This is a genomic window from Myxococcus sp. AM009, from assembly GCF_013372605.1.
GTDB classification, from domain to species: Bacteria; Myxococcota; Myxococcia; order Myxococcales; family Myxococcaceae; genus Myxococcus; species Myxococcus vastator.
Map to the genome: position 1 here is coordinate 40,903 of NZ_JABXEP010000040.1, position 12,879 is coordinate 53,781.

The 12,879-nt window shown below is 69.7% G+C and carries 11 protein-coding genes; 5 read left to right on the forward strand and 6 right to left on the reverse strand.

Annotation, left to right across the window (positions count from 1 at the left end; all coding sequences use genetic code 11):
• Window positions 1–16: 16 nt before the first annotated feature.
• A complete protein-coding gene (gene sthA, locus HV824_RS12775) occupies window positions 17–1,420 on the forward strand; it encodes a Si-specific NAD(P)(+) transhydrogenase (protein ID WP_176418325.1) in 1,404 nt (467 codons plus the stop codon).
• Here sthA and HV824_RS12780 read toward each other — a convergent pair.
• A complete protein-coding gene (locus HV824_RS12780) occupies window positions 1,404–1,733 on the reverse strand; it encodes a hypothetical protein (protein WP_176418324.1) in 330 nt (109 codons plus the stop codon). The genes sthA and HV824_RS12780 overlap by 17 nt on opposite strands.
• Before the next feature lie 40 nt (window positions 1,734–1,773).
• Window positions 1,774–2,136: a nuclear transport factor 2 family protein gene (locus HV824_RS12785; protein ID WP_176418323.1), complete on the reverse strand. Its 363-nt coding sequence runs from the start codon at window positions 2,134–2,136 to the stop codon at window positions 1,774–1,776.
• Window positions 2,137–2,294: 158 nt separating this feature from the next.
• On the opposite strand from HV824_RS12785, the gene fusA reads away from it, so the two are divergent.
• From fusA to HV824_RS12800, 3 genes are all read left to right on the forward strand, one after another.
• Window positions 2,295–4,409 (forward strand): elongation factor G, encoded by a 2,115-nt coding sequence (gene fusA, locus HV824_RS12790; RefSeq protein WP_176418322.1) that lies wholly within the window; start codon window positions 2,295–2,297, stop codon window positions 4,407–4,409.
• Between the two features lie 85 nt (window positions 4,410–4,494).
• A complete protein-coding gene (locus HV824_RS12795) occupies window positions 4,495–6,423 on the forward strand; it encodes an ABC-F family ATP-binding cassette domain-containing protein (RefSeq protein ID WP_176423385.1) in 1,929 nt (642 codons plus the stop codon).
• A 228-nt stretch (window positions 6,424–6,651) separates the two neighbouring features.
• Entirely contained in the window at window positions 6,652–7,560 is a 909-nt protein-coding gene (locus tag HV824_RS12800; protein ID WP_217917347.1) for a flagellar motor protein MotB, read from the forward strand.
• Between the two features lie 24 nt (window positions 7,561–7,584).
• Here the strand turns inward: HV824_RS12800 and HV824_RS12805 are convergent, their stop codons facing one another.
• The 3 genes from HV824_RS12805 to HV824_RS12815 all read right to left on the reverse strand — a co-directional run bounded on the left by HV824_RS12805 (window position 7,585) and on the right by HV824_RS12815 (window position 11,416).
• Window positions 7,585–9,480 (reverse strand): OPT family oligopeptide transporter, encoded by a 1,896-nt coding sequence (locus HV824_RS12805; RefSeq protein ID WP_176423386.1) that lies wholly within the window; start codon window positions 9,478–9,480, stop codon window positions 7,585–7,587.
• Between the two features lie 100 nt (window positions 9,481–9,580).
• The gene (locus HV824_RS12810; RefSeq protein ID WP_176423387.1) at window positions 9,581–10,066 is read right to left on the reverse strand and encodes a peptidylprolyl isomerase; all 486 of its coding nucleotides are present in this window, start codon (window positions 10,064–10,066) and stop codon (window positions 9,581–9,583) included.
• 72 nt (window positions 10,067–10,138) lie between these two features.
• Window positions 10,139–11,416, reverse strand: a complete 1,278-nt coding sequence (locus HV824_RS12815) for a dicarboxylate/amino acid:cation symporter (RefSeq protein ID WP_176423390.1) — start codon at window positions 11,414–11,416, stop codon at window positions 10,139–10,141.
• Window positions 11,417–11,496: 80 nt separating this feature from the next.
• On the opposite strand from HV824_RS12815, the gene HV824_RS12820 reads away from it, so the two are divergent.
• Window positions 11,497–12,135 (forward strand): 2OG-Fe(II) oxygenase, encoded by a 639-nt coding sequence (locus HV824_RS12820; RefSeq protein WP_176423388.1) that lies wholly within the window; start codon window positions 11,497–11,499, stop codon window positions 12,133–12,135.
• Here HV824_RS12820 and HV824_RS12825 read toward each other — a convergent pair.
• A partial coding sequence (locus HV824_RS12825; protein ID WP_176423389.1) for a DNA methyltransferase occupies window positions 12,114–12,879 on the reverse strand: 766 nt, incomplete at its 5' end. The two genes, HV824_RS12820 and HV824_RS12825, sit on opposite strands and share 22 nt — an antisense overlap.

A 12,879-nucleotide genomic window follows, 5' to 3' on the forward strand; every position in this document is an offset into this window, starting at 1 on the left:
GCGTACCGTCGCCCCCATGGCGGACTTCGACCTGGTGGTGATTGGCTCCGGCCCGGCGGGTGAGTGGGGCGCGGTACAGGCGGCGCTGGCGGGCAAGCGCGTGGCGGTGGTGGAGCGGGAGCCCGTGCTGGGCGGCACCGCGGCGAACACGGGCACCCTCCCCTCCAAGACGCTGCGCGAGACGGCGCTGCACCTGTCCGGCTTCCGGGCGCGAGGCCTCTACAGCGTGGAGACGACGCCGCGGCACGAAGCCACGGTGTCCGACTTCCTCTTCCGCGAACGGCGGGTGAAGGACATCGAGCGCGAGCGCATCGCCCGCAACCTCCAGCGCCACAAGGTGGAGATCATCCAGGGCACCGGCGCGCTCATGGACGCGCACACCGTCGTCGTCCAGCGCCAGGACTCCCCGGAGCGGCGCCTCACCGGCGGCACCCTCCTGGTGGCCACCGGCTCGTCACCGTACCGGCCGCCGCTGTACCCCTTCGAGGACCCGCGCATCCACGACTCGGACGAGGTGCTGGAGCTCGAAAGGCTGCCGCGCTCGCTGGTGGTGGTGGGCGCCGGCGTCATCGGCTGTGAGTACGCCTGCATGTTCGCCGCCATGGGCATCCCCGTGACGCTGGTGGAGTCGCGCGCGGAGCTGCTGCCCTTCCTGGACGACGAGTTCTCCGCGCTGCTCGGCCAGCGCATGGAGGCGCTCGGCATCCAGCTGCGCTTCGGGCAGACGGTGGAGAAGGTGGACGTGCCACGGGACGCGGACACCCCCATCCGGCTGCTGCTCTCCTCCGGCGCCGCGCTGGAGACGGACCAGGTGCTGGTCGCCTCCGGCCGCACCGCCAACACCGCGGGCCTGGGGCTGGAGGCCCTGGGAGTGAAGGTGGGCCCGCGCGGCCAGGTGGAGGTGGGCCCCACGTACCAGACGGCCCTGCCCCACCTCTATGCCGTGGGGGACGTCATCGGCTTCCCGGCGCTGGCCTCCACGTCCATGGACCAGGCGCGCATCGCCGTGGAGCACGCGTTCGGCCTGGGCGGCGTGCGCACCATGGCGCCGGTGCTGCCCTACGGCATCTACACCATCCCCGAGGTGTCGATGGCCGGCGAGACGGAAGGCGCCCTGCGCAAGCTGAACGTGCCCTACGTGGCCGGCCGCGCCGCCTTCGCCACCAACCCGCGCGGCCAGATTCTGGGGGACACGCACGGGCTGCTGAAGCTGCTCTTCCACCGGGAGAGCCTCAAGCTGCTGGGCGTGCACGTCATGGGGCCCCAGGCCTCCGAGCTGGTGCACGTGGGCCTCACGGCCCTGATGACCGGCTCCGGAGCCCGGCTCTTCGTGGAGACCTGCTTCAACTACCCGACGCTATCGGAGGCCTACAAGGCGGCCACCTTCGACGCGTTGGACCAGCTCAGCGGTTGCTCCTGAGGCTCCCCACCGTGAGGCCCGTGGCGAAAGGGGCCGCTTCGTGCAGGTCGTCCGCCGAGCCCCGCGCCAGCCGGGGCGCCTCGGCGGGCGCCTCCCGGGCCGGCGTCGGCGCCGCGGCGCCGCGGCCCCCTGCCCCTCCGAGCAGCTCCTGGATGCGCTGCCAGCGCGCCTTCTCCTCCACCATCAGCCGGGTGAGCTCCGCGCGAGCGGAGCCATCCTCCAGGTCGGAGGCGGCCGCCGCCACGCGGTCCAGGAACGGCATCAGGTAACCGAAGTCCCTGTCGAAGGCGCTGGAGTCTGGGTTCTTCGCCATTGCCGGGCACGCTAGCCCACTTCCCGGCAAGTGGGTGACTTCAGCCGTGGTACACGCGCGAGGCGACAATCTGGCCGTCGCGCACCTCGAAGACCTCCGCCACCGGCATGGGGGCCTCCCCTGGCGCATGGCGCAGGTACTCCATGAACACCCGGTCCTCGTCCGCGGTGAGGGCCACCAGCTCATACCGCAGCCCCGGCAGCCGGGCGTTGGCCGCCTTCCACCAGGCGGACAGCGCCTGCCGCCCCACCAGCCGTCCGCCCGTCTCCGGGTGCAGCACCCGGATTTTGGGTGACGTATGGGTGGCATCCTCGGCATAGAGCGCCACCAGCGCGTCCACGTCGTAGGCGTTGAAGGCGTCCAGCCAGGCTCGGGCCAGGGAGAAGTTTTTCGTCGCGCTCATCGTTAGAAACCCCAACTGAAAACGGCGCTGAGTAGGCGGAGGTAGGCTCAGGTGAGTCAACCTCCATGCGGATTTGGCTGGAAACTACGTCCTGTGGGAAGTAGAGGCCCCGCCTGCTCTGTTCCGTCAGGCACTTTCAAGAAAAGAAGGACCGGATCGTGGCCGCCAACGCACCCATCGAGAAGATTCGAAACATCGGTATCTCCGCCCACATCGACTCGGGCAAGACGACGCTCTCTGAGCGCATCCTGTTCTATACGGGTCGGATTCACGAGATCCACGAGGTCCGCGGCAAGGACGGCGTGGGCGCGATCATGGATTCGATGGACCTGGAGCGTGAGAAGGGCATCACCATCCAGTCCGCCGCCACGTTCGCGATGTGGGGCGAGTACAACATCAACCTCATCGACACCCCGGGACACGTGGACTTCACCATCGAGGTGGAGCGCTCGCTCCGCGTCCTCGACGGCGCCATCCTGGTCCTCTGCTCGGTGTCCGGCGTGCAGTCACAGTCCATCACCGTGGACCGCCAGATGAAGCGCTACCGCGTTCCGCGCATCGCGTTCGTCAACAAGATGGACCGCGCCGGCGCGAACTATGACCGCGTGGCCGCGCAGCTGAAGGAGAAGCTGAACCACCACCCGGTGAAGCTCCAGATGCCCATCGGCGCCGAGGACCGCTTCAAGGGCCTGGTCGACCTCATCACCATGAAGGCGTTCTACTTCGATGGTGAGAACGGCGAGAACATCCGCGAAGAGGAGATTCCCGCGGAGATGCTCGAGGAGGCCAAGGAGCGCCGCCAGCAGATGATTGAAGGCGTGGCCGAGGTCGACGACCAGCTCGGCGAGCTGTTCCTGTCGGACGTGGCCATCCCGCACGACGTGTTGGTCGCCGCCATCCGCCGGGCCACCATTGGCCTGAAGATGACGCCGGTCATGTGCGGCTCCGCCTACAAGAACAAGGGCGTGCAGCTGGCCCTGAACGCCGTTTGCGCGTACCTCCCGAACCCCAAGGAGGCGACGAACGAGGCGCTGGACCAGAAGAACAACGAGGCGAAGGTCATCCTCGAGTCCGACCCGGAGAAGCCCTTCGTCGGTCTGGCGTTCAAGCTGGAAGACGGCCGCTACGGGCAGCTGACGTACATGCGCATCTACCAGGGCCGGGTTTCGAAGGGTGACTTCATCATCAACCAGTCGAACCAGAAGAAGGTCAAGGTTCCGCGCATCGTCCGCATGCACTCCAGCCAGATGAACGACATCAACGACGCCACCGCCGGTGACATCGTTGCGCTGTTCGGCATTGAGTGCGCGTCCGGCGACACGTTCACCGACGGCGCCGTGAGCTACACGATGACGTCCATGCACGTGCCGGACGCCGTGATTTCGCTCGCCGTGGCCCCCAAGGACCGCTCCGCGCTGGCCAACTTCTCCAAGGCGCTCAACCGGTTCACCAAGGAGGACCCCACCTTCCGCGTGCACCGCGATGAGGAGTCCGGGCAGACCATCATCCGCGGCATGGGTGAGCTCCACCTGGAGATCTACATCGAGCGCATGAAGCGCGAGTACAACTGCGAGGTCCAGGCCGGCAAGCCGCAGGTGGCTTACCGCGAGACCATCAGCCAGAAGGGCGAGTTCGCGTACACGCACAAGAAGCAGACGGGTGGCTCCGGCCAGTTCGCCCGCGTGTGCGGTTACCTGGAGCCGCTGCCCTCGGACGCGGTGCAGCAGTACGAGTTCGTGGACGACATCGTGGGCGGCTCCATCCCCCGCGAGTTCATCCCGGCCTGCGACAAGGGCTTCACCGAGGCCGTCAAGAAGGGCAGCCTCATCGGCTTCCCCGTGGTGGGTGTGCGCGTGGTCATCAACGACGGCGCCTTCCACGCGGTGGACTCGTCCGAAATGGCGTTCAAGACGGCCGCCATCATGGGCTTCCGTGAGGGCTACGCCGCCGCCAAGCCCATCATCCTCGAGCCGATGATGAAGGTGGAGGTCCAGGCCCCCGAGGACTTCCAGGGCTCCGTCGTGGGTCAGCTGAACCAGCGCCGTGGCACCATCCTCTCCACCGAGACGGCCGAGGGCTACGTCACGGCGGTGGCCGAGGTGCCGCTGAACACCATGTTCGGCTACTCCACGGACCTGCGCTCCGCCACCCAGGGCAAGGGCGAGTACACGATGGAGTTCTCCCGCTACACGCCGGTGCCCCGGAACGAGTCCGAGGCCCTGATGGCGGCGTACAAGGAGCGGCTGGCCGCCGAGCAGGCCGCGCGCAAGTAGTCCGCGCATCCGCCGCACTCTGGCGGTAAGGAAGGCGTCCCTCTTCAATGAGGGGCGCCTTTCGCCTTTCCAGGAGTCCGATACCGTGACGCTGCTCCGCGCCGCCAACGTTCAGCTCAGCTTCGGAAGCCGCACCGTCTTCCAGGACCTCACCTTCACGATTGAAGAGGGAGAGCGGGTGGGCCTGGTGGGCGTCAACGGCTCCGGCAAGTCGTCGCTGATGAAGATCCTGGCCGGGGCCTCCCGCGCCGACACGGGCGAGCTCCAGCTGCGCCGCGGCGCCCGCGTCACCTACCTGCCCCAGGAGCCGGAGTTCCCCGAAGGCGCCACGGTGGCCTCCGAGCTGTCCGTGTCCCAAGGGCCGCTGAAGGAGACGCTGGCCGCCCACGCGGAGCTGGCGCAGCGGATGGAGTCCGCCCCCGCGCAAGAGCAGGACAAGCTGATGGCGCAGTTCTCCGCGCTCAGCGACCGCATCGAGCAGATGGGCGGCTGGGACACCGAGCACCACGCCAAGACGCTGCTGGACAGGCTGGGCGTGAAGGACTGGGACCGGCCCGTGGCGCAGCTGTCCGGCGGCCTGCGCAAGCGCGTGTCCATTGCCCGGGCGCTGCTGACGCGGCCGGACCTGCTGCTGCTGGACGAGCCCACCAACCACCTGGACGCGGACACCGTGGACTGGCTGGAGGAGGAGCTGGACAAGCTGCCCGGGGCGCTGCTGCTCGTCACGCACGACCGGTACTTCCTGGACGGGCTGGTGGACCGCATCGTCGAAATCCAGCCCGGCGCGGGCGTGACGTCGTATCCCGGCAACTACCAGGCCTACGTGGAGCAGAAGCTGGTGGCGCAGGAGAACGCCGCGCTGGCGCAGCACAAGCGCGAGCGCTGGATTGCGCAAGAAGTGGCGTGGCTGCGCAAGGGCCCGGAGGCCCGCCGCACCAAGAGCAAGTCGCGCATCGACCGGGCGCAGAAGCTGATGGCGGAGAAGGGCTTCGAGCGCCCCAAGGTCGCGGACCTGCGCGTGGCGGCGGCGCCCCGGCTGGGCCACACCGTCATCGAGGCCGAGGGCGTGAAGAAGGCCTTTGGCGACCGGAAGGTGCTGGACGGCGTGGACTTCCGCCTCCAGCGCGGCGAGCGCGTGGGCCTGGTGGGCCCCAACGGCGTGGGCAAGACGACCTTCCTGCGCGTGCTGCTGGGCGAGGTGGAGCCCGACGGCGGCAAGCTCGTCATCGGGAAGAACACGAAGGTGGCGTACTACGACCAGAGCCGGGCGCAGCTCGACCTGGAGGCCACCGTGTACGAGTCAGCCTCGCAGGGCGAGGACTGGGTGGAGCTGGGCGACCAGAAGGTGGCCCTGCGCGACTACCTGGACGACCTGCTCTTCCCCGTGCCCATGCAGCGCATGAAGGTGAAGGCGCTGTCGGGCGGCGAGCGCAACCGGCTGCTGCTGGCGCGCCTGTTCCTGGAGGGCGCCAACGTGCTGGTGCTGGACGAGCCCACCAATGATTTGGACATCGTCACCCTCAACATCCTGGAGCGGCTGCTCCTGGACTTCGGGGGCAGCACCCTGCTCGTCACGCATGACCGGTACTTCCTGGACAAGGTGGCCACCAGCATCCTCACCTTCGACGGTGAAGGCCGCGTCACCCGCTACGAAGGCAACTACGCCATGTACCGGCGGCTGAAGGAGCAGTCGGACGCGAAGGCCGCCGCCCCCACCGCCCCGAAGCCGGCCGCCAGGCAGGACGAACCCGCGCCCGCGCCCGCCAAGGCCGCGCGCAAGCCCGGGAAGCTCTCCTACAAGGACCAGCGCGAGCTGGACGGCATGGAGACCGCCATTGAGGCCGTCGAGTCGCGCAAGGCCATCCTGGAGGCCCAGCTCGCCGACCCCACCGTGTACAGCAACGGCCCCAAGGTGGCGGAGGTGCAGAAGGCGCTGGATGCCACCGTCGCCGAGGTGGACCGGCTCTATACGCGCTGGCAGGAGTTGCAGGACCTGGCCGCCGCCAGCGCGTAGGCCGGCGCGCGTCTGTCCATTCCCAGCCATGTCTGGGAATGGGACTTCACGGAAACCCAGGGAGAATCCGGACGGCTGGCACGTCAAGCCAGTGCGTTGTTTGGAACCTCAATACTTGCTGGACGCAAGGGACGGCGGGCGGCCCTTGCATGGGACTGGCGCGTCGTGCGACTCGTGCGGGACTTCGGGGCCGTCGCACTCACGTCGTGATTCATTGGAGGCGTCGTCTTGCCGTCCCGGCTTGTGCTTGTCTCTGCGTTGTCCTCATTGGCCCTGCTCCTCGGCCCCGCTGAAACGCGGGCCCAGGGCCGTTCGCTCCCCTCCTTCAACCTCCAGCGTCTGGAATTGGACCCGGCGGCGCTAGGCTCGCTGATGGTGGGCACGGGCCGCACGCTGCCCCAGGGCGCGCTGCGCATGTCCGTCCAGGGGCACTACGAGCAGCTCCCCTTCCACTTCCAGCGGCGTTGGGAGCCGGGCGGCGGCAGCGGCCTGGTGGAGGACCGCTTCACCATGGACCTGACGGCCGCCTACGGCGTGCTGCCGTGGCTCCAGGTCGCCGCGGAGGTGCCCTTCATCGTCAGCCAGGGCGGCTCGCGCTTCCGGGACTTCAACGCCCCGGAAGGCTCGGGGATGGGCACGCCGTGGCTGGGCCTGCGCGCGGCGCTGCTGCGTCAGGACTTCGGCTTCCAGTTGGCGGCGGACGTGTCGGCCGCGCTCCCGGTGGGCAGCGCGGCGCTGCTGGCCCGGGACGACTACGCGGTGCACCCCCGCCTGCAGGTCGGCTTCCTGGCGGAGACGTGGCAGGTGGGCGGTGAGGCCGGCGTGCTGGTGCGCAAGAAGCACGAGCTCGTCAGCGTGTCCGGCTTCTCCCAGGACGTCATCGGCAGCGAGCTGCGGCTGGGCGCCACGGTGACGTCGCGAGCCGGAGAGAGCACGCGCGGCGAGGTGAGCGTCGTGGCGGGGCTGCCGCTGCAAGGCGGCCGCCCGGGCGGCGAGCTGCTGCTGGCCATCCGCAAGCACGCGCTGTCCTGGATGGACCTCTACGTCATGGGCGGGCCCGGCGTGGGCGCTGGCATGGACACGCCCACCTTCCGCTTCATGGCGGGCGCCTCGTTCTCCACCTTCAAGGTGGACTGAAGCGCCCCGCCCCGCCGCGGCGTCCTATTTGGGCATCACTCCGAAGGCCTTCGCCATCGCGATACCGATGCCCAGCAGGCTCTCTCCGGCGATGAAGCCGGAGGACACCGGCAGCACCATGTCGTCCGCCAGCTTCGGCTTCGTGCGGCGCAGCAGCGCGGCGATGGCCGAACCCAGGAAGAAGGCGATGGAGCTGGAGCCCGGAATCACGATGGCCAGCCCGAAGCCCGCGGGGGACGGCACGTAGCCCTTCGCCTTCGCCGGGGCCCAGCGCTCCAGCAGCACCAGGAAGATGCCCAGCGTGGCGCCGCACAGCGCGCCCACGCGCGCCGAGCCCGGCAGCGCGGCCACGCCCGTGGCGAGCAGCTTCGACACGCCGGCCCACACCATGGAGGCGGGCGCGGGGAACTCCTCGGAGCCCAGCATGCTGGCGTCCGGCACCAGAATCTTGAACACGGGCACCACCACCGCCGCGCCGGCCACCACGCCGAAGAGCTGCGCGACGAACTGCTGGCGCGGGTTGGCGCCCAGCAGCCACCCGGACTTGAGGTCCGTCAGCAGGTCCGCCGAGTGGAGCCCCACGCCGCCCGTCGCGTTGGCGCTCATGACGTTGGCGGGGATGTTGCCCGGCGCCAGGCCGCCGAAGATGAGCTGCGTGACGGGGCCCAGCGCCTTGGTGGGCGTGGTGTCCGTCTCACCCGTCACCCGGCTGGCGATGACGCCCATGACGACGGCCAGCGGCATGGCCAGCACGCCCGCCCACCACGGAATCTGGAACAGGTAGGCCATGAGGAACACGGCCACCGGGCCCAGAATCGCGAAGCCCAGGGGGAACCACGAGGGCGGGCATTCAATGCCGGCCAGCGGGTCCGCCTCCTCCGCCTTCGCGTCCTTCCCCTTGAACAGGCCGGACAGCGACTTGAAGGAGCGCGCCACGCTGCGCCACTGGAAGGCGAAGGAGAGCAGGCCCGAGGACACCAGCACCGCGGAGCCCGTCCACACCATCCAGCTGTTGATGGAGCGGTAGCTGACCTCGGCGATGGCGCCCTGGCTCACCATGGCCGGGGCCAGGAAGCCGTAGGTGAGCACCGCGCCCAGCAGCATGGACCAGCCCGTGCGGAAGCTCACCAGCGCGCCCGCGCCCACCAGCAGCAGGCTGAACTCGAAGGACAGCGACCACGCCGACGCCTTCTTCCCCAGCATCGTGAAGGGCAGGCTCACCTTCTCCGGGATGTTGGCCAGCCACGTGAAGCGCGCGTCGCGCAGGGCCACGACGAACGCGCCAATGGCGCCGGAGATGCCCAGCAGCCGCGACTTGCGCCGGGCCACCTCGCCGTGGCCGTGCAGCGCGCGGATGGTCTCCGCGGTGGCCGTGCCGGTGGGGAACGGCAGCGCCTCGATGTTGATGAGCTGGCGCTTGATGGGGATGGCCGCGAAGACGCCCAGCGCGGAGATGACGGCGAACCAGACCATCAGCCAGCCCGAGGACGGCAGCGTCCCCGTCAGCATCAGCAGCGCGGGCACCGCGGCCATGTTGCCGCCGCCCGTCATGTAGCCCGCGGCCGACGCCACCGAGCCCATGGCGTTGTTCTCCAGGTCGGTGAACTCCGTCTTCAGCACCCGAATCGAGCGCAGCGTGCCGAACACCGCGAAGGCCAGGATGCAGGCGGTGATGGTGACGCCCAGGCTCCAGCCCGTCTTGAGGATGACGTACAGGTTGGACAGGCACATCACCGCGCCAATCGCCATGCCGGCGATGACGGCGCGCACCGTGAGCTGGCGCGCCCCGCCCTGGTAGACGTGCTCCAGCCAGTAACGCTCCGGGTCCTGGGCCGCGGAGGCGCCCGCGTCCCCCGGTGCGTCGGACGGTTGGATGCGGAGGTCGCTGGGGCTGGGCGTCTGCGAGGGGGACTGGCTCATGGGGGCCGCGACAATAATCCACGCCCCTTCCCCTCGCGAGCGCGACGTGTGACGGGCGGGCCAACCTCCTGGGCTGGCCGCGCCGCGTCAGGGCGGCACGTCAGCCGTGCTCATGCCCGCCCGGCCCGTGGACGTGGCCGTGGGTGAGCTCCTCCTGCGTGGCGGTCCGCACGTCCTTCACGGTGACGTCGAAGTGCAGCGTCTTGCCGGCCAGCGGGTGGTTGAGGTCCACCACGACGCCGTCCTCGCGCACCTCCTGGATGCGCAGCTGGATGTCGCCCTGGTCCGTCTGCGCCATCAGCGTCTGGCCGGCCTGCGGCGAGAAGCCGGGCGGCAGCATGTCGCGCGGCACGGTGCGCACGCCCGCCGGGTCGTGCTCGCCGTAGCCCTGGCCGGGCGCCACCACCACCTGCTTGCGCTCCCCCAGGCTCATGCCCTCCAGGGCGCCTTCGAGCCCCGGGACAATCTGCCGGTGCCCGTGCAGGTAGGAGAGCGGCTGCTCGGGGGCGCTCTGGTCGATGACCTGACCGTCTCCCAGGTGCAGCCGGTATTCGAGCGAGACGACGGAGTTCTTGGCGACCCTCATGCGGGGCTCCTTGCCGATGACTGCGTTGGGACTGCGTTTGCCTTGGGAAGGTGCGGCGGGAAATGCCCGGCGTCAGGAGGCGGAGGGGTCCACGGCTCCCTCTGCGGCCGGGCTGTCGGCCGGCTCCCCGCGCGCCACGTAGACGGCGGCGGCCAGGTCCCCGGTGACGTTGAGCGTGGTGCGGCACATGTCCAGGAAGCGGTCCACGCCCAGGATGAGGCCCAGGCCCTCCACTGGAATCTTGAACATGCCCAGAATCATCGCGATGACGGGGATGGAGCCCGCCGGCACCCCCGCGGTGCCGATGCCCGCCAGGATGCAGATGAACATGATGAGCGCCTGGTCGGACAGGCTGAGCGGCACGCCGTAGACCTGGGCGAGGAAGAGCACCGTGACGCCTTCGAAGAGCGCGGTGCCGTTCTGGTTCATGGCCGAGCCGGCGGTGAGCACGAAGCGCGACACGTTGCGCGGCAGCTTGAGGTTCTCCTCCGCCACCTTGAGCGCGGTGGGCAGCGTGGCGCTGGAAGAGGACGTGGAGAAGGCGGTGACGATGGCCAGCCGGCTGCCGCGGAAGAACTCGATGGGGTTGCGCCCGCCCAGGAAGCGCACCGACAGCGAGTAGACGATGAACATGTGCAGGCCCAGCGCCAGCAGCACCGTGCCCAGGTACAAGCCGAGCTGCACGAAGATGCCGAAGCCCAGCCGCGCCGTCATGGAGAACAGCAGCGCGGCCACGCCGAAGGGCGCCAGGCTCAGCACGCCGTCGATGAGCTTCATCATCACGTCGTAGAGGCCCTGGATGGTTTCCCGCAGGCGCAGCACGGGCTCCGTCGGCGTGAGCGCCACGCCCAGGCCGAAGATGAGCGAGAAGACGATGAGGCCGATGAAGTCCCCATCCGCCGCGGCCTTGATGGGGTTGGTGGGCACCATGGAGATGAGCACCGCGCCGAACGAGGACGCCCCTGGCGCGGCGGCCGCCTGGATGGTCATCCCGCCCTGGGCCAGCGCGCGGGCCTCGTCGCTGAGGCCCGCGCCGGGCTGCAGCGTGTTGACCAGCACCAGGCCGATGAGGACGGAGATGGAGGACAGGACGACGGTGTAGCCCAGCGTGCGAGCCCCCAGCCGCCCCACCTGCTTGAGGTCCAGCTCCGCCACCGCCGCGACGATGGCGGAGAACAGCAGCGGCACCACGAGCATCAGCAGCAGGCGGATGAAGATCTGCCCCACCGGCGAGGCGACGTTGTCCACGAGGAAGGTCAGCCAGGGCGCGCCGCCCGCGACGACGTTGGCGACAAGTCCCGCCACCGCGCCGGAGGCAATACCGACGAGCATCTTCTGGTGCGCCTTCATCAAGTCTCCGAGCCCTCCTCGCCGGAGGAGAATGGTCCACGCCACCGGGCGGTAGGCGAAGATGGCATGCTGTCCTCCTCGTGGAAACCCTCGTTCGACTCACCGAGAACGCCGTGCCCCCCCTGCTCTTCCGCCGCCTGCTGCGGCGCTTGGGCGCCGTGGGCACGGAGCGCCTGCGCCAGACCTACCAGACGACCTTCTGGTACGACTTCGGCCCCGCGGCCAACGTGGTGGAGGACATCATCCTCACGCTGCGTCCGCGCATCGCCGCCAGCCGCCGCGTGGCCGGCGTGGAGTGGTGGCTGTCGCGCATGTACCCGACGGACGTGCGCGTGGACTTCCACCAGGACCGCGACGAGAAGCTGGCGCTGCGCACCGGGGAGCTGGTGCACCCGCGCATCTCCTCGGTGTTGTTCCTCAACCGGGTGCGCGGCGGCGCGCTGGTGGTGACGCGCGAGCCGCCAGACGCGGCCAACCCGTCCCTGGCGCCCGCGAACCTGGACACCGCCGACCTGGTGACGCCGCGGCCCAACCGGCTGGTGACGTTCGACGGCACGCTCACCCACGGCGTGCTGGACGCGGACAACCAGATTCCCGACGGGAAGCTGCCCGGAACGTCCCGCCAGCGCCGCACGCTGGTGATGAACTGGTGGGGACACCGTCCCACCGACATCCCCGAGTGGGCGGACACGCGCCTCTACCGGGCGCTGGCGCGCTGAGCCTCCTCGCGGGCCGTCTCGCGCAGGCGGTGGGTGACGCGCTCGGCCCACTCCGGCTCGATTTCCAGGCACGCGGGCCGCCGGCCCAGCCGCAGCGCCGCCGACGGCATGGAGCCGCTGCCCGCGAAGGGGTCCAGCACCGTGTCCCCCGGGCGGCTGTACGTGCGCAGCAGCGGCTCCAGGACGGAGAAGGGCTTGTGGTGCGGGTGGCCGCCCCAGCGCTTCGCCTCGCCTTCATCGTCGTAGCCGCCGACGACGGCCCAGACGGTGGGCAAGTCACCCGGCGCCAGCGGCGGCGCGGGCGTGCGGGCAATCACGAGCGCGACTTCATAGACGCGCAGCGTCTGCTCGTTGGCGTTCTTGTCGGTGGTGCGCTTGCCCCAGACGTACTCGCCGCGCAGGTGCGGGTAGCCCAGCCCGCGCGCGGCGGTGAGGAGAGGCTCCTTGCCCAGCAGGTTCGTCCAGATGATGAGGGGCGCGTCCGGCGTCAGGTGCGCGGTGGCGCGCGACAGCCAGGCCTCGGAGAAGGCGCGGTAGTCGCGCACCGTCTCGAAGCGGACGATGGGGTTCTGGTCAATCTTCTTGTGCGCGCGCGTGTCCCGCAGGTCCCCGCCCTTGCGCCGCCGGGTGAGCAGGCAGTACGGCGGGTCCGTGTGGAGCAACGCGGCGCGGGTGTCGCCCAGCGCGGCGGGGTAGCCCGCCGGCTCGCGGGAATCGGCGTTGATGCAGCGGAGGGACTCGGGC

Bases quoted from the DNA above. Each gene is read 5' to 3' on its own strand.
- HV824_RS12780 (WP_176418324.1), bottom strand. From the start codon at position 1,733: ATGGCGAAGAACCCAGACTCCAGCGCCTTCGACAGGGACTTCGGTTAC.
- HV824_RS12805 (WP_176423386.1), bottom strand. From the start codon at position 9,480: ATGAGCCAGTCCCCCTCGCAGACGCCCAGCCCCAGCGACCTCCGCATC.
- HV824_RS12815 (WP_176423390.1), bottom strand. From the start codon at position 11,416: ATGAAGGCGCACCAGAAGATGCTCGTCGGTATTGCCTCCGGCGCGGTG.
- HV824_RS12810 (WP_176423387.1), bottom strand. From the start codon at position 10,066: ATGAGGGTCGCCAAGAACTCCGTCGTCTCGCTCGAATACCGGCTGCAC.
- HV824_RS12785 (WP_176418323.1), bottom strand. From the start codon at position 2,136: ATGAGCGCGACGAAAAACTTCTCCCTGGCCCGAGCCTGGCTGGACGCC.
- sthA (WP_176418325.1), top strand. From the start codon at position 17: ATGGCGGACTTCGACCTGGTGGTGATTGGCTCCGGCCCGGCGGGTGAG.